General features: G+C 72.7%; 12 protein-coding genes and 1 pseudogene. 9 read left to right on the top strand and 4 right to left on the bottom strand.

The features are described from left to right. Nucleotides 1-60 precede the first annotated feature (60 nt). The 5 genes from ACQCO7_RS36570 to ACQCO7_RS36550 are packed head-to-tail and all read left to right on the top strand — an operon-like array spanning nucleotide 61 to nucleotide 7,998. Nucleotides 61-4,608, top strand: a complete 4,548-nt coding sequence (locus ACQCO7_RS36570; protein ID WP_464077378.1) for a beta-ketoacyl synthase N-terminal-like domain-containing protein — start codon at nucleotides 61-63, stop codon at nucleotides 4,606-4,608. After that, nucleotides 4,605-4,898, top strand: coding sequence for an acyl carrier protein (locus ACQCO7_RS36565; protein ID WP_409118616.1), 294 nt, complete (start codon nucleotides 4,605-4,607; stop codon nucleotides 4,896-4,898). The genes ACQCO7_RS36570 and ACQCO7_RS36565 overlap by 4 nt, the downstream gene beginning before the upstream one ends. A gap of 9 nt (nucleotides 4,899-4,907) precedes the next feature. Beyond that, nucleotides 4,908-5,711 carry an alpha/beta fold hydrolase gene (locus ACQCO7_RS36560; protein ID WP_464077377.1) on the top strand — a complete coding sequence of 268 codons (804 nt, stop codon included), beginning with the start codon at nucleotides 4,908-4,910 and terminating at the stop codon, nucleotides 5,709-5,711. Next, nucleotides 5,708-6,931 carry a glycosyltransferase gene (locus ACQCO7_RS36555; RefSeq protein ID WP_464075827.1) on the top strand — a complete coding sequence of 408 codons (1,224 nt, stop codon included), beginning with the start codon at nucleotides 5,708-5,710 and terminating at the stop codon, nucleotides 6,929-6,931. The genes ACQCO7_RS36560 and ACQCO7_RS36555 overlap by 4 nt, the downstream gene beginning before the upstream one ends. Further along, nucleotides 6,928-7,998 (top strand): class I SAM-dependent methyltransferase, encoded by a 1,071-nt coding sequence (locus tag ACQCO7_RS36550; RefSeq protein WP_464075826.1) that lies wholly within the window; start codon nucleotides 6,928-6,930, stop codon nucleotides 7,996-7,998. Before ACQCO7_RS36555 ends, ACQCO7_RS36550 begins: the two co-directional genes overlap by 4 nt. Before the next feature lie 51 nt (nucleotides 7,999-8,049). On the opposite strand, the gene ACQCO7_RS36545 is transcribed toward ACQCO7_RS36550, so the two are convergent. The 3 genes and pseudogenes from ACQCO7_RS36545 to ACQCO7_RS36535 form a co-directional block, all read right to left on the bottom strand. After that, a complete protein-coding gene (locus tag ACQCO7_RS36545; RefSeq protein WP_464075825.1) occupies nucleotides 8,050-8,673 on the bottom strand; it encodes an NADPH-dependent F420 reductase in 624 nt (207 codons plus the stop codon). Between the two features lie 33 nt (nucleotides 8,674-8,706). After that, nucleotides 8,707-8,835 (bottom strand): annotated as a pseudogene (locus tag ACQCO7_RS36540) (SDR family oxidoreductase); the annotation flags it as partial. Nucleotides 8,836-8,960: 125 nt separating this feature from the next. Beyond that, nucleotides 8,961-9,971 (bottom strand): LacI family DNA-binding transcriptional regulator, encoded by a 1,011-nt coding sequence (locus tag ACQCO7_RS36535; RefSeq protein WP_464075824.1) that lies wholly within the window; start codon nucleotides 9,969-9,971, stop codon nucleotides 8,961-8,963. Nucleotides 9,972-10,104: 133 nt separating this feature from the next. Between ACQCO7_RS36535 and ACQCO7_RS36530 the strand changes: the two genes are divergently transcribed. After that, a complete protein-coding gene (locus ACQCO7_RS36530) occupies nucleotides 10,105-11,259 on the top strand; it encodes a Gfo/Idh/MocA family protein (protein WP_464075823.1) in 1,155 nt (384 codons plus the stop codon). 54 nt (nucleotides 11,260-11,313) lie between these two features. Here the strand turns inward: ACQCO7_RS36530 and ACQCO7_RS36525 are convergent, their stop codons facing one another. Continuing rightward, nucleotides 11,314-12,351, bottom strand: a complete 1,038-nt coding sequence (locus ACQCO7_RS36525; protein WP_464075822.1) for a LacI family DNA-binding transcriptional regulator — start codon at nucleotides 12,349-12,351, stop codon at nucleotides 11,314-11,316. Nucleotides 12,352-12,501: 150 nt separating this feature from the next. On the opposite strand from ACQCO7_RS36525, the gene ACQCO7_RS36520 reads away from it, so the two are divergent. From ACQCO7_RS36520 to ACQCO7_RS36510, 3 genes are read left to right on the top strand one after another with little or no spacing between them, the layout of a single operon-like run. Further along, a complete protein-coding gene (locus ACQCO7_RS36520) occupies nucleotides 12,502-13,644 on the top strand; it encodes a phytanoyl-CoA dioxygenase family protein (protein ID WP_464075821.1) in 1,143 nt (380 codons plus the stop codon). A gap of 10 nt (nucleotides 13,645-13,654) precedes the next feature. Beyond that, entirely contained in the window at nucleotides 13,655-14,422 is a 768-nt protein-coding gene (locus tag ACQCO7_RS36515) for an SDR family oxidoreductase (protein WP_464075820.1), read from the top strand. Between the two features lie 40 nt (nucleotides 14,423-14,462). Beyond that, nucleotides 14,463-15,467 (top strand): Gfo/Idh/MocA family protein, encoded by a 1,005-nt coding sequence (locus ACQCO7_RS36510; RefSeq protein ID WP_464075819.1) that lies wholly within the window; start codon nucleotides 14,463-14,465, stop codon nucleotides 15,465-15,467. Nucleotides 15,468-15,716 lie beyond the last annotated feature (249 nt).

The raw sequence follows: 15,716 nt of genomic DNA, 5'->3' as shown, positions 1-15,716 counted from the left end.
CAGGCTCAGGGCGGCCGTCCGGCCGAGGGCGCCGTCGGCCGTCAGGTCCCGGTCGCCATCGTGGGAATGTCCGTGCTGTTCCCCGGCGCCCCCGACCTCGACACCTACTGGCGCAACCTCCGCGACGGCGTCGACGCGATCGGCGAGGTGCCCGCCGACCGCTGGGACGCCGACTACTACCGTCCCGGCACCGCCGCCGAACCGGCCGTCGCGGACCGGGTGTACTGCCGGCGCGGCGGGTTCGTGGACGGGCTCGCCGAGGTGGAGGTGACCCGGTTCGGGATCATGCCGGCGTCGGTCGCCGGCACCGAACCGGACCAGCTCATCGCGCTGCACGTGGCCGCCGCCGCGCTGGACGACGCGGGCGGGGCCGCTCGACTGCCCGACCGGCAGCGGGTCGGCGTCGTACTGGGCCGGGGCGGTTACCTCACTCCCGGGCTGGTCCGGCTCGACCAGCGGGTCCGGACGGCCGGCCAACTCGTGCGCACACTCGGCGAGTTGCTGCCCGACCTGTCCGCCGGTCAACTCGACCGCGTACGCGAGGCGTTCACCGAGCGGCTCGGGCCCGACAGTCCGGAGGCCGCGATCGGGCTGGTGCCGAACCTCGCCGCGTCACGGGTCGCGAGCCGCCTGGACCTGCGCGGACCGGCGTACACCGTGGACGCGGCGTGCGCGTCCTCGCTGGTCGCCGTCGACCAGGCGGTGGGCGAACTGGCGTCCGGGCGCTGCGATGTGATGCTGGCCGGGGGTGTCCACCACTGCCACGACATCACGTTGTGGAGCGTCTTCTCCCAACTCCGCGCCCTCTCCCCCAGCGAGCGCATCCGCCCCTTCCACCGCGACGCGGACGGCATCCTCATCGGCGAGGGCACCGGCGTCGTCGTCCTCAAGCGGCTGGCCGACGCCGAACGCGACGGCGACCGGGTGTACGCCGTGATCCGGGGCACCGGCATCTCCAGCGACGGGCGCGCGTCGGGCCTCGTCAACCCCGACCCCGGCGGACAGGCACGCGCCGTACGCCAGGCGTGGCGGGCCGCCGGTCTCGACCCGTCGGCGCCCGGTTCGCTGGGGCTCCTCGAAGCGCACGGCACGGCGACGCCCGCCGGTGACGGGGCCGAACTCGCCACGCTGGCCGAGGTGTTCGGCGGACCTCTGGACGACGGGGGCGCGGTCATCGGGTCGGTCAAGTCGATGATCGGGCACGCGATGCCGGCCGCCGGGGTCGCCGGGCTGGTGAAGGCCGCGCTGGCCGTCCATCACGGGGTGCTGCTGCCGACGCTGCACTGCGACGATCCGCATCCCGCGCTGGCGCGGACCCGGTTCAGGCCGCTGGAGAAGGCGGAGCCGTGGGAGGAGGAGGTACGGCGGGCGGCGGTGAACGCGTTCGGGTTCGGTGGGATCAACGGGCACGTGGTGCTGGAGTCGCCGACTCGCGGACACATCAAGGGTGTTGCGGTCGGAGCCGTCCCGGAAGAGGGTGCTGCCACCTCGGTCAAGGCCGTCGCCAGCGCTCCGGTCAGGGCCGTCCCGAGCGTAAAGGCCGCCGCTCGGGTCAAGGTCGTCGAAAGCGAGCGCATCCTCCTCCTCGCCGCCGATTCCCCCACCGCCCTCGCCGCGCTCCTCGACGCGGACGACGCCGCCCTCCGCGCCACCGGTCTCGACCCCGCCCTGCCCCACCCCACGGCGGGCCCGGCCCGCCTCGCGATCGTGGACCCCACCGCCAAACGCCTCACCCTGGCCCGTCGCGCCGCCGCCAAGTCCCGCCCCTGGAACGGCCGCAGCGACGTGTGGTTCCGGCCGGCTCCCCTGCTCGGCGGGGACAACGGAAAGACCGCCTTCCTGTTCCCCGGCCTGGAAGTCGACTTCACCCCGCACGTCGACGACATCGCCGCCCACTTCGGCCTCCCCGCTCTCCCCGCCCCCGGCGAGCAGGTCGACGACGTCGGCCGGCACGGCTTCGACGTGGTGACCGTCAGCCGCCTCCTGGACTCGGCCCTGCGCCGCAGCGGCATCGTCCCCGACGCGGTCGCCGGACACAGTGTCGGCGAGTGGACGGCGATGGTCGCGTCGGGCCTGTACGACGGGGCCGAAGTCGACGCGTTCATGGCCGGGTTCGACCCCGCCTCGGTGACCGTCCCGGGCCTGGCGTTCGGAGCGATCGGCGCACCGGCCGGACAAGTCCTGGACGCGATCAGCGAGTCGGGGCACGGCGACATCGTCCTCTCGCACGACAACGCGCCCAGTCAGTCCATGGTGTGCGGCCCGGACGCGGCGGTCGAGGAGTTCGTCCGCGCCTTCCGTGCCCGAGGTGTCATCAGCCAGGTCCTGCCGTTCCGTTCGGGCTTCCACACCCCGATGCTCCGCCCCCACCTCGCCCCCATCGAGCAGGCCGCGAACCGCTTCCGCCTGCACCCGCCGACGGTCCCCCTCTGGTCCGGCACCACAGCCTCCCCCTTCCCCGACGACCCGGACGCGATACGGGCGTTGTTCGTCCGCCACCTCCTGGAGCCCGTCCGCTTCCGCCAGTTGACCCAGGCCCTGTACGACGCCGGTCACCGCGTCTTCGTCCAGGTCGGCCCCGGCCGCCTCGGCTCCCTCGTGGACGACACCCTCGGCACCCAGGACCACCTCACGGTCGCGGCCAACTCCCCGCATCGCGACGGCCTTCCCCAACTCCGACGCGTGGCAGCGGCGTTGTGGGCGGCAGGGGCGCAGGTGGCCCCGGCGCTCCCGTCCCCACGCCGCCCGGCACTCCCGTCCCCACGCCGCCCGGCACCCCCATCCCCAGGCCGCCCGGCCGACCGGCCCACGGCAGATCCCGCGCGCCCCCGACCCGCCCCCGTACGCCTGGACTTGAGCGGCGCCCTCGTTTCACTCCCGCCCGAGGCCCGCCCGGTCCTGCGCCCAGTCTCCGACCGCCGTGCCTTCGACCGCCCAGCCTCCGACCCGCTGGACGCCATCGCCGCCGACCTGCCGATCGCCGCCGAACTCAGCGCGCTGCTGAGGGAGACGGCCGCCACGGCGACCGCCCTGATGACGGCCAGATCCACCCCTCGGCACACCCCGCAGCACACCACGGTCCGCGTCTCCCCCGACACCATGCCCTACCTCCTGGACCACTGCTTCTTCCCCCAACGCCCCAACTGGCCCGACGTCTCGGACCGTTGGCCGGTGGTCCCCGCCACCACGATCGTCCAGCACATCATGGACACGGCCGCCCGAGCCCGCCCCGGCCTCCTCCCGGTGGCCGTCCACGACGCCCGCTTCGAGGAATGGCTCACCGCCACACCGGCCGTGGACGTCCCGGTGACCGTCACCACCCGGTCCACGAACCGCCTGGCGGTCTCCTTCGGCCCCCGCGCCCGCGCGACCGTGGAACTGGCCCCCGCCTACCCGCACCCCGCCCCTCGCAGCGCACCCACCGCCCCGGAACGCACCCCCGACCACACTGCGGCCCAACTCTACGAAGAACGCTGGATGTTCCACGGCCCGGCGTTCCAGGGCGTCACCGAACTCACCGCGATCGGCGACCGCCACGTCCGAGGCGTCATCACCACCCCACCGGCCCCCGGCGCCCTCCTGGACAACGTCGGCCAGCTCCTCGGCTACTGGATCATGGCGACCCGCACCGAGCGCACGGTCGTCTTCCCGGTCGGTGTCCGGGAGATCCGCTTCCACGGCCCTCACCCCTCCCCCGGCACCCAAGTCGCCTGCCTGGTAAGGATCACAGCGCTCACCGACACCGTCCTTGAGGCGGACGTCGAGCTCACCGTCGACGGCACGCTCTGGGCGGAGATCACCGGCTGGCAGGACCGCCGTTTCGACAACGACCCGCGCACCCGCCCCGTGGAACGCTTCCCGGAACGCCACACGCTCTCCGAACTCCGCCCCGGCGGCTGGACGTTGGTGCACGAGCGGTGGCCGGACCTCGCCTCGCGGGACCTGATCATGCGCAACTCCCTGGCCGGTGTGGAGCGTTCGCGCTACGCCGAGCACGCGCCGCGCGGCCGGCGGCAGTGGCTGCTGGGGCGGATCGCCGTGAAGGACGCGGTGCGCAAGTGGCTGTGGGAGCACGGCGAGGGCCCGGTGTTCCCGGCGGAGCTGCGCGTGGAGAACGACGGCCTGGGACGGCCGTACGTCGTGGGCGTGCACGGGCGTGAACTGCCCGCGCTGGACGTGTCGTTGGCGCACTGCGCGGAGGCCGGCGCGGCGATCGTCCGCCCGCGCCGGCCGGGACCGGGGCCGGGCATCGACATCGAGGAAGTCACCGTACGCACCCCGGAGACGGAGGCCGTCGCCCTCGCTCCGGCCGAACTCCGGCTGCTGGACGGCCTGGTGGGGTCCCGCGCGCTGTGGTTCACCCGGTTCTGGGCGGCGAAGGAGGCGGTCGCCAAGGCCGAGGGGACCGGACTCGGCGGCAGACCACGGGAGTTCACGGTCCTGGACGCCACCCCGGACGGCGATCTGCTGACCGTCTCGGGCCGTCTGGAGCGCGCCTACCCGGTGCACTGCGCACCGGCCGCCAACCCGCCGGGCCTGCCGGCGCGGGAGTACGTCGTGGCCTGGACGACGGGACACGCGAACGAAGAGGAGTACGAGGCCCGATGAACGAGGAAACCGTTCTCGCCGACGTGTCCGGCATGCTCGCCCGCCTCCTGGAGGACGAGTACGGCGTCGACGACGCCGAGATCAGCATGGAGACGTCCTTCAACCGGGACCTGGAGCTGGAGAGCATCGACCTCGTGACGCTGGCCGGGCTCCTCCAGGAGCGGTACGGCGAACGGATCAACTTCGCCGAGTTCCTGGCCGGGATGGAGTTCGAGGAGATCATCGAACTCACCGTCGGGCGGCTCGTCGAGTACGTCGTGCTCGGCCTCAAAGCGGCCGAGGAGGGCTGACCCGTGTCGATGGTCGACACCGGCGCGCTGCGGCTGCACGTCCAGCGCATCGGGCCCCGGGGCAGCCGGAGTTCGCGCGCCACGGTCGTACTGGTCCACGGGCTGCTCACCGACAGTCTCGCGAGCTACTACTTCACCGTGGCGCCCTCGTTCGCGGCGGCCGGGCTCGATGTGGTCATGTACGACCTGCGCGGCCACGGCCGCAGCGACCGGCCGCCCGGCGGGTACTCCCTCGACGACAGCATCACTGATCTGGAAGCCCTGTTGGAGCGGCTGAAGGTGACCGGGCCGGTGCATCTGGTGGGCAACTCGTACGGTGGGACGATCGCGTTCGGGTACGCCGTCCGGCATCCGGAGCGGGTCGCGAGCCTCAGTCTGATCGAGTCCGAACCGGCCACGCCCGCCTGGGCGTCGAAGCTTCACCGCATCCTCGGGCGGGTCGTGCACGAGCTGGCGCACAACGAGTCCGACACCGTCACGTGGATCGCCGCCCACCGGGGCCACAACATGGCCCGCCTCGCACGAGGCGCCGCCCGCCTGGCCCGTGAGACCTCGCTCGGCCAGGACATCCCCGCCAGCCGGACCTTGACGGACCATCAGATCGCGTCGGTGTCCTGTCCGGTCCTCGCGCTGTACGGCGGTGAGTCCGACGTCGCCGAACTCGCGCCCCGGCTCGCGGAGTTGCTGCCCGACTGCCGGACGGTGATCCTCCCCGGCCACGAGCACTCGATCCTCGTCGAGGCACCCGCGACGGTCGGCGAGCACGTCCGGTCCCTCATCACCGGGACCCTCGCGGCGGTGACCGCCCGATGAGCGGCTTCCTCTTCGTCGTCCCGCCCCTCACGGGCCATGTCAACCCGGCCGTCGGCGTCGCCGCGCGCCTCGCCGCGCGGGGGCACCGGGTGGCGTGGGTGTGCCCGGACCGGGAGTTGGTGCGGCGGCTGGCGGGGGTGGACGCGGTGGTGTTCGGGTGCGAGGACGAGGTGTCGTACCGCGCGGACACCGAGGCCGGGACCGGCGCATCGCACATCCCCTGCTCCGCCACCGCCTCCTCCCACCGCCCTCCCGGCCTCCGTGGCCCCGAGGCGCTGAGATTCTTGTGGGAGCGGTTTCTGCTGCCGCTCGCGGAGGCGATGGCGCCCGGCGTACGGCGGGCCGTGGAGGTGTTCCGCCCCGATGTGGTCGTCGCCGACCAACAGGCATTCGCCGGAGCCCTGGTCGCGGAGCGGGCCGGGATCCCGTGGGCGACGTCCGCGACGACCACGGCCGAGTTCATGGACCCGCTGGCGGGGCTGCCGAAGGTGCGGGAGTGGATCGAGGCCCGGCTGGACGCGCTGCGACGGGCCGTCGGGGACGCGTCCAAGGCCACCGATCCCCGGTTCTCCCCGCATCTCGTCATCGGGTTCAGCACGCCCGAACTCGCCGGTGACATCAAGGCTGTTCAGTGGGTGGGGCCCTCGGTCACCGGCCGGCCCGACGCCGGAGGGTTCCCGTGGGAGTGGCTCGACCCGGACCGCGCGACCGTCCTCGTGAGCCTCGGCACCGCGAACACCGACGCCGGGGAGCGGTTCCTCGCCGTGTGCCGGGACGTGGTGCGCGAACGGGCGGGGCGGCTCCAAGCCGTGGTGGCCGACCCCGGCGGGGTACTCGGGGCGGGAGCCGACGAGAACGTCCTGGTCGTGCCGTCCGTCCCGCAGATCGCCTTGCTGGCCAAGGGAGTTGACGCCGTCGTCTGTCACGCGGGGCACAACACCGTGTGCGAGGCGCTCTGGTACGGCGTGCCGCTGGTCGTCGCGCCGATCCGGGACGACCAGCCGCTGATCGCCGGGCAGGTCGTGGCCGCCGGGGCCGGGGTGCGGGTGCGGTTCGGGCGGGTCGGCGCGCAGAAGCTGGGGGCGGCGCTGGACGCCGTGCTCGACGAGCCGTCGTACCGCGAGCGGGCCGCGCGGGTGGGGGCGGCGTTCCGGGCGGCCGGGGGTGCGGACGCCGCGGCCGTCCATCTCGAAGAGCTTGCCGAGAGGAGTCGTGCGTGAGCGGGGCGAAGGACGAGCGGGAGCGGCGGATCGCGGAGCTACGGCCGCGCTATCAGCGGGACCTGGCGGGCGGGACGGAGCGGTTCTTCGCGGCGCGCCGGGCCGACTGCCCCTGGTGCGGCGGGGAGTTGCTCAGTACGCGGCTGCGGACCACCGACCTGTTGCAGCACAAGCCGGGACGGTTCGTGCTCGACCGGTGCGAGACGTGCGGGCACATCTTCCAGAACCCCCGACTGACGGCCGAGGGACTGGAGTTCTACTACCGGGACTTCTACGACGGGCTCGGCGAGAAGCAGCTCGGGGATCTCTTCGACGGGCGGGGCTCGTCGTATCTGGGGCGGGCGCGCTCCATGGCCGCGCACGATCCGGCGCCGAAGCGGTGGCTGGATGTCGGGACCGGGCAGGGGCACTTCTGCGCGGTCGCGCGTGACGTACTGCCGGACACCGCTTTCGACGGGCTCGACTTCACCGACGGGGTGGAGATCGCCGAGCGGGAGAAACGCGTAGAACGCGGTTACCGGGGGAGTTTCCCCGCGCTCGCGGGCGAACTCGCCGGTCAGTACGACGTGGTGAGCATGTTCCACTACCTGGAGCACAGCGCCGATCCCGACCGGGAGCTGCGGGGTGCCCAGCAGGTGGTGCGGGCGGGCGGGCACCTCCTGATCGAGGTGCCCGACGCGGAGAGCCGGTTGTCGCGTGTGCTCGGGCGGTGGTGGCTGCCCTGGCTCCAGCCGCAGCACCTGCACTTCATCCCGGTGGCCAACCTGCGGGCCCGGCTTGAGGAGTTGGGGTTCACGGTGGTCGCCGAGGAGCACGCCGAGCCCCATGAGGTGATCGACCTGGTGGCCGCCGTATGGCTGCTGCTGGGCCAGGTCTCACCGCGCGAGAACGCGCCCTGGCTGGAGCAGCCGCCGGGCGCGCTGCGGCGGGCGACGCGAACTGCCGTGTTCCTGGCGGGAATTCCGGCGCTGCTCGCCGCGACGGTCCTGGACCGGATCGCCGTACGCCCGTTGGCGCGGCGGCTGCGGATGTGCAACGCGTACCGGGTGATCGCCCGCCGGGAGTAGGGCGACCCACGTCTCGGCGGACCCCCTTCGACGGTCCGTCAACCCGTCTGCTCACACGGGGAGTTCGGTGACGCCGAGGGAGAAGTCGAAGTTTCCCACCCCGTGGTTGGCGAGGCCCGCCGTGACCAGGGCCGCGCCCTCCAGCCAGTGCGCCATTCCCAGGCCGCCGGCGTCCAGCGGGCGCAGCCCGAGGCTCTCGACGAACGCCTCCACACGCGCCTTGGCCCGCGCGTCGTCACCGGCGATGAAGATGTCGGGCCGCCCCTTCTCCAGGACATGGCGGAAGACGGTGTTGAACGCCTTCACCACACCGGCACCGGCCGGGGCCACCTTGGCGACCTCCTGCGCGACCGAGGTCTCCTCGCGGTGGGCCAGCCCGTCGAACGTGGAGTTGAAGGGATTGCTGATGTCGACGATGACCTTGCCCGCGAGCGCGTCCGCGTACTGGACGACGGCCGGCACGACACCGTCGTACAGCAGGGCCACGATGACGATGTCGCCCGCCGGGGCGGTGCCCCATTCTCCCGTCGTGGCGCCGTCGCCGAGCGCCTTGGCCAGGTCGGTGGCCTTGGCCCGGTCGCGGCCCATGACCTCGACGGTGCTGCCGCCCGCCAGCGCCCGCGCGCCGATGGTGCGGGCCATGTTCCCGGTGCCGATGATGCTGATGCCGCTCATGAGATGTCCTGCCCTGGGTGTGGGGTGTCCGGTTCAGACGGCGGTGGCGCCGCCGTCGGCGACGAGTTCCATGCCGTTGACGTAGCTGGAGTCGTCGGAGGCGAGGAAGAGGGCGACGGTCGCGATCTCGTCGGGGCGGCCCATCTCGCCGCACGGGATCACCTGCCGCAGCTACACGAGCGCGCACTGTTCAGCCCGCCCCCCGGCGCCCGGTCCAACTTCCGGCCCACCCAACCCGCCAGCCCGCACAGCCCTCCACCCCACCCACCCCACCCCCCAACTCCCCCCTACCCCCGCCCAACCGGCCCCGTACTCCCCCTCCGCTCCAACACCGGCACAGCCAACCGCACCCGCCCCTCCCCCCGCTCCCCGTCCAACCGCGACAACAAGAACCGAGCCGCCTCCCGCCCCACCTCGCGCCCGGCCGGATCCACCGTCGTCAGCCACAGATGCCGCAGCCGGGAAATACTCGTGTTGTCGTACCCCACCACCGACAGTTCCCCGGGCACCCGCACCCCCATCTCCTCGGCGGCCGACAACGCCCCCACGCAGGCGATGTCGTTGACGGCGAACACGGCGGTGGGCCGCTCGGTACGGCTCAGCAGCCGCACGGTCGCCCGGTATCCGCCCTCCTCGGTCATATCGCTCGCCTCCACGAGACCGAGCCCCACCGGATCGACCCCGTGCGCGCGCATGGCCCCTTCGTACCCCTCCCGCCGCAGCTCCCCCACGGCCCCGTACCCGGCGACATGCGCGATCCGCCGGTGCCCGAGCGACAGCAGATGCTCGGTCGCGAGCCGAGCCCCCAACTCGTCGTCGGCGGCGACGACGTCGACCCCCGCCGGCACCGCCTCCCGCGCACCGGCCACGACGACCGGCATACGGCCCGCCACGGCGTCGAGAGCGGTCCCCTCGGGGAATGTCCCGACGACGACGAGTCCGTCCGCCTGAAGGGCCAGGAACGGATCCGCGAGGTCCTGCCCGACCCGCCGGTTCAGCCGCGCGTCGGCGAGGAGCATGTGCAGCCCGCTCGCGTGCAGCAGCGAGTTGAGCCCGTCCAGCAGATCGACGTACCAGGGATTGCGCAGGTCGTTGAGGAGGACACCGACCGTACGCGTGCGCTGTTCGCTCAGGCTGCGCGCGGCGGCATTGGGCCGGTAGCCGAGTTCGCGCATCGCCGTCAGCACGGCCTCCCGCTTCTCGGGCCGGACCTGGGGCGCCCCGCGCAGCACGAGGGAGACCAGCGACTTGGACACCTCGGCCCGCTCGGCGACGTCACGGATGGTGGGCGGTCTCATGCGTGGACCGTTCCATCCGCCCGACCCGTTGTCAAAGCCGCACCTCAACGCCTCCACCCCGTTGACAGCCCCGCTCCATCGGCCTCAAGGTGGCCCGGACAGTTTGTGGACCGGTCCAAACAAAGGGGTTGCCGTGACCGACCTGGGTATCGCCGTCATCGGATTCGGCTGGATGGGCCGCGTCCACACACAGGCGTACGCGCGCGTACCGCACCACTTCCCCGCCCTGACCGTCCGCCCGCGCCTGGTGACCGTCGCCGAGGAGGTACCCGGCCGCGCGCAGGAGGCCGCCGACCGGTACGGGTTCACGGCGGCCACCCGGGACTGGCGGGACATCGCCGACGACCCGCGCGTGCACGCGGTGAGCATCACCGCCCCGAACTTCCTGCACCGCGAGATCGGCGTGGCGATGGCCGAGGCCGGCAAGCACCTCTGGATCGAGAAGCCGGTCGGGCTCACCTCGCGCGACGCGCGCGCGGTGGCCGACGCGGTGACTAAGGCGGGCGTCCAGGGGACGGTCGGCTTCAACTACCGCAACGCCCCCGCCGTCGAGAAGGCGCGGGACCTCATCGCCTCCGGCGAGCTCGGAGACGTCACCCACGCGCGCGTACGGCTCTTCAGCGACTACGCGGCCCACCCGGACGGCGCGCTCACCTGGCGGTACGAGCGGGAGCGCGGCGGCAGCGGGGTCCTCGGCGACCTCGCCTCGCACGGCGCCGACCTGGCACGCTTCCTGCTGGGCGACATCGTCTCGCTGACCGCCGACACGGCCGTGTTCGTCCCCGAGAGGGCGCGTCCCACGGGCGCGACGTCGGGCCACGCGCTCGCCTCGGGCGGCGTCCTCGGCCCCGTCGAGAACGAGGACTACGTCAACTGCCTCCTGCGCTTCGCCTCGGGCGCGCGCGGGGTGCTCGAAGCGTGCCGGGTGTCCGTCGGCGAGCAGAACAACTACGGGTTCGAGGTGCACGGCACGAAGGGCGCCGTGTTCTGGGACTTCCGCCGCATGAACGAGCTGCGCGTGAGCGCCGGTACGTCGTACCAGGACCAGCCCGTCAGCACGGTGTACGTCGGCCCCGGGGACGGCGAGTTCGCGGCGTTCCAGCCGGGGGCGGCGAACGCGATGGGGTACGACGACCTGAAGGTGATCGAGGCGTACAGGTTCCTCCGGTCCGTGGCGGAGGGGACGGCGTACGGGACCACCCTCTTGGACGCGGTGCGCAGTGCGACGGTGTTGGACGCGATGGCTGAATCGGCGGCAAGCGGCGTCTGGGTCACCGTCGGGTCCTAAGGCTGTTGTTCGTCTACTGCGCCGTTGTGGCTGGTCGCGCAGTTCCCCGCGCCCCTAAGTACGTCTCGCCGACCCCTGTGGCAAGTTGTACGGCGTTACGACCTGGATCGCTGACGGCAGCACCGATCCCGTCGGCGGCAACGCCCCGTGCGCTCGCATCACCGTCTGACACGCGTCCCGCATGTCCTGCCGTAGGTCATGGTGCAACACCGCAGAGATCCGCTGCTCCCGCAGCAACCGCATGTTGTCCTGATCCAGATCGTGCGCGACGAACACCGCGCACTCCCGCCCGAGATCCGCGAACGCCCGCAGCGTCGCGTTGTTGCCGCCGCCGATGGAGTACACGGCGCGGATCTCCGTGTCCTTCTCCAGCGCGGCCCGCACCAGGTCGTACTGCGTCGCGTCCAGCCCCTGCCCCTCCGTGATCTCGACCAGCACGCGCGCGGGATGACGCGCCCGCATCACGCTGCGGAACCCCATCTCCCGCTCCTCCTCGTTGCGGAACGACCCGCTGCTGATGCTGGTCAGGACGTTCCCGGGCCGTTCGCCGAGCCACTGGCCCATCAGGTAGGCGGCCGTGGCACCGGCGGCGCGGTTGTCGATGCCGACGTACGCCAGGCGCGCGCTCGCGGGCAGGTCGGTGACGAGGGTGACGACGGGGATGCCCGCATCGACGAGGCGGCCGACGGCGTCGGTGACCTCGGGCGCGTCGGGCGCCTTGAGGATGACGCCCTGGGAGCCGCGCCGGGCGATGCGCTCCAGGGCGGTGACCGTCTCGCGCGCCGGACCGGTCTCCCGGAAGTGGAAACGGGAGCGGAGGACCGCCGGGTGCAGGGCGGGGAGTTCGGCCTCCAGGGCGGCGCGTACGGCCGTCGTGAACCGTTCGGGCGCCTGCATGACGATGTCCAGCATGAAGGTCCGTCCGACCAGCCGGACCTGCGTGCGCTGCCGGTCGAGGTCGGCGATGGCCCGCCGTACCTCCTGCTCGGTGGAGGCGCGCACGCCCCCGCGCCCGTTCAGCACGCGGTCGACGGTGGCCTCGCTGAGCCCCGCCTGGCGGGCGATCTCGCGGATCGGGAAGGGGTGGCCCACAGCTGACTCCTAAGACCTCACCGGCACCGGATTCCTGAAGGGTTTTTGATGGCCCACTGCCGGTTGTTCGAGGGGTTTGTACTGACAACAATGACAGAGCCGCAGCACCACGTGTCCCGAGTCGCCCTCCTGTGCACCGAAAGGACGAGGATGTCCTTCACTCCCGAAGCCCCCGCGCCTGCCGCCTGGCTCACCGACCAGGACTGCGACCTGGACGCCTTCCGCGCGCTCGTCGAGCGCACCACCGACGCGGCCGACTACCCGCGCGCGTGTGCGGTCGAGGACAACGTCCTCGTGTACGACAGCGAGGACCTCCCTCAGGGCCCCGAGCTGGTGCGCGCGCTCACCGACGGCCCCGGCGTCGTCCTGTTCCGCCGCGCCTTCCCCGACACGGCGGTCGTCGACCGGCTGACCTCGGTGTTCGACGCCCTCATCAACGAGCAGCACGCGGCGGAGGCCCCGGCGGGCGACCACTTCGCGAAGCCGGGCGCCAACGAACGCGTGTGGAACGCGCTGGAGAAGGCGGCCCTGTACGACCCGGCCGCGTTCGCCGACTACTACGCGAACCCCGTCGTCGCCCTGGTCTCCGGCGCCTGGCTGGGACCCGGTTACCAGGTCACCTCGCAGGTCAACGTCGTCAACCCGGGCGGGGCCGCGCAGACCGCGCACCGCGACTACCACCTGGGGTTCCTGTCCGCGTCGGCCGTCGCCGCGTACCCGGAGCACGTCCACCGGCTGTCGGCCGTCCTCACCCTCCAGGGCGCGGTCGCGCACTGCGACATGCCGGTGGAGTCGGGGCCGACGCTGTACCTGCCGTACTCGCAGCGCTACACCCCCGGGTATCTGGCGTGGCACCGGCCGGAGTTCCAGGCGTACTTCAAGGAGCGGCACGTCCAGCTGCCGTTGGCCAAGGGTGACGCGGTGTTCTTCAACCCGGCGGTGTTCCACGCGGCCGGCACCAACCGCACGCTCGACGTACGGCGGGTCGCGAACCTCCTCCAGGTGTCGTCGCCGTTCGGGCGGGCCATGGAGACCGTCGACCGGGAGGCGATCGCGAACGCCGTCTATCCGGCGCTCCTCCAGCACGCCGACGACCCCGGGTGGGTGGAGCGGGTGATCGCCGCGAGCGCCGAGGGCTACGCCTTCCCCACCAACCTCGACCGCGATCCGCCGGTCGACGGCATGGCCCCGCCCTCGCAGGCCGACGTCGTGCGGCGCGCGCTCGCCGAGGGCTGGACCACCCGTGCGCTGCGTGACGCGCTGCGGGCCGGCGCCGTGCGGCGCGAGAGCTGAAAGGACCGGCATGACACTCCTCAAGGACAGAGTCGTCCTCGTCAACGGCGGCAGCCAGGGCGTGGGGGCGGCGATCGCGCGGGCGGCCGTGCGCGAGGGCGCGAAGGTCGCCGTGACCGGCCGCCGCCCGGAGGTGGGCGAGGCGCTGGTGGCCGAGCTGGGCGAGGGCGCGCTGTACGTCCGCGCGGACCTCTCCGACGCCGGCCAGGCGAAGGCCGCGGTGGGTACGGTCGTCGACGTGTACGGCCGTGTCGACTGCCTCGTCAACTCGGCGGGCCTCACCTCGCGCGGGACGCTCCTCGACACGACGCCCGAGCTGTTCGACGCGCACATCGCGATCAACCTCAAGGGGCCGTTCTTCGCGATGCAGGCGGCCGTCGCCGACATGGTGGCGCGGGGCGAGCCCGGCACGGTCGTCAACATCATCACCTCGTCGGCGCACGGGGGCCAGCCGTTCCTGGCGCCGTACGTCGCCGCCAAGGCGGGGCTCGTCGGGCTCACCCGCAACGCCGCGCACGCGCACCGGTGGGACCGGGTCCGGATCAACGGGCTGAACATCGGCTGGACGGCCACGGAGGGCGAGGACGCGACCCAGCGGGCCTTCCACGGGGCCGAGGACGGGTGGCTCGCGGAGGCGTCCGCGAAGCTGCCGATGGGCAAGCTGGGCCAGCCCGACGAGATCGCCGACTTCGTGGTCCTGCTGCTGTCGGAGCGGTCGGGCGTGGTGACCGGTTCGGTGATCGACTGGGACCAGAACGTGCTCGGCGGCCTCGACTAATCCCCCTGTTTCTGCACCACCCTTTAGGAGCTGCACCCCCATGCGCATCGGAATCCTCGGCCTCGGCCGCATCGGCGCCTTCCACGCCGAGACCCTCTCCCAACTCGACGCCGTCGACTCCCTCGTCGTCACCGACCCCTTCGCCGAGGCCGCGAAGGCCGCCGCCGAGAAGTTCGGCGCGCAGGTCGTCGACTCGCCCGAGGCGCTGCTGGCGGCGGGCGTGGACGGCATCGTCGTGGCCGCCGCGACCGACGCGCACCCGGCGCTGATCCGCGCGGGCGTCGAGGCCGGCATCCCCGTCTTCTGCGAGAAGCCGGTCGCGAAGACGATGGCCGAGGGCGTCGAGGTCCTCAAGGCCGTCCAGGGCAGCGGCGTACCCATCCAGATCGGCTACAACCGCCGCTTCGACGCCGGTTTCGTCGCGGCGCGTACGGCCGTCCAGGCGGGCGAGCTCGGCACCCTCCACACGGTCCGCTCGACGACCCTCGACCCGGCGCCGCCGCCCGCCGCGTACGTCGCCGCGTCCGGCGGCATCTTCCGCGACTGCTCCGTCCACGACTTCGACATCATCCGCTGGGTGACGGGCCGCGAGGTCACCGAGGTGTACGCGGTCGGCGGCAACCGGGGCGCCGACTACATCAAGGCTGCGGGCGACGCCGACACGACGGGCGCGGTCCTCACCCTCGACGACGGCACCATCGCGGTCGTCTCCAACTCCCGCCACAACGGCCGCGGTTACGACGTCCGTATGGAGATCCACGGCTTCACCGACTCCATCGCGGTCGGCCTGGAGGACAAACTCCCCCTCCGCTCGGTGGAACCCGGCGTCACCTTCCCCTCCGGCACCCCGCACGACTTCTTCATGGACCGCTTCACGGAGGCGTACCGAGCCGAACTCACCGCCTTCACCGAGGTGGTAGCGGGCACCCGCCCGTCCCCGTGCACGATCGAGGACGCCCTGGAGGCGGGCTGGATCGCGGAGGCGTGCACCCTGTCGCTGCACGAACACCGTCCGGTGACGATCGCGGAGGTACGGGGGGTCTGAGGCGCGCCGCGCGCTGTGCCGTACGACGAGGTGGTGGCCGTACGGCACCGTGAGCGCCCGCCGACTGCCCCCACCTCGGAACGCCCCGGCGTCCTCTGCCACCCGCCCCTATCACCGACCTCCACGAAGCCCTCGCCGACCACCCCCGCTACTGGGGCGGGCGCTGTACGGGGCGTTCGCCGAGGCGGCCTGGCGCAGGGGACTGTGCGGGTGAAGGCGATCACCGGTGCGGGCAACGCAGGGTCGGTC

The sequence above is a fragment of the Streptomyces saintjeani genome, assembly GCF_055409605.1.
The sequence above is the reverse complement of the archived record's forward strand: the minus strand, read 5'-3'. Positions and strand labels throughout refer to the sequence as shown.

Excerpts from the sequence above, each read along its gene's own strand:
- ACQCO7_RS36520 (WP_464075821.1), top strand. The coding sequence starts at position 12,502 with ATGTCCTTCACTCCCGAAGCCCCCGCGCCTGCCGCCTGGCTCACCGAC.
- ACQCO7_RS36535 (WP_464075824.1), bottom strand. The coding sequence starts at position 9,971 with ATGAGACCGCCCACCATCCGTGACGTCGCCGAGCGGGCCGAGGTGTCC.
- ACQCO7_RS36510 (WP_464075819.1), top strand. The coding sequence starts at position 14,463 with ATGCGCATCGGAATCCTCGGCCTCGGCCGCATCGGCGCCTTCCACGCC.
- ACQCO7_RS36560 (WP_464077377.1), top strand. The coding sequence starts at position 4,908 with ATGGTCGACACCGGCGCGCTGCGGCTGCACGTCCAGCGCATCGGGCCC.
- ACQCO7_RS36515 (WP_464075820.1), top strand. The coding sequence starts at position 13,655 with ATGACACTCCTCAAGGACAGAGTCGTCCTCGTCAACGGCGGCAGCCAG.
- ACQCO7_RS36545 (WP_464075825.1), bottom strand. The coding sequence starts at position 8,673 with ATGAGCGGCATCAGCATCATCGGCACCGGGAACATGGCCCGCACCATC.
- ACQCO7_RS36555 (WP_464075827.1), top strand. The coding sequence starts at position 5,708 with ATGAGCGGCTTCCTCTTCGTCGTCCCGCCCCTCACGGGCCATGTCAAC.
- ACQCO7_RS36565 (WP_409118616.1), top strand. The coding sequence starts at position 4,605 with ATGAACGAGGAAACCGTTCTCGCCGACGTGTCCGGCATGCTCGCCCGC.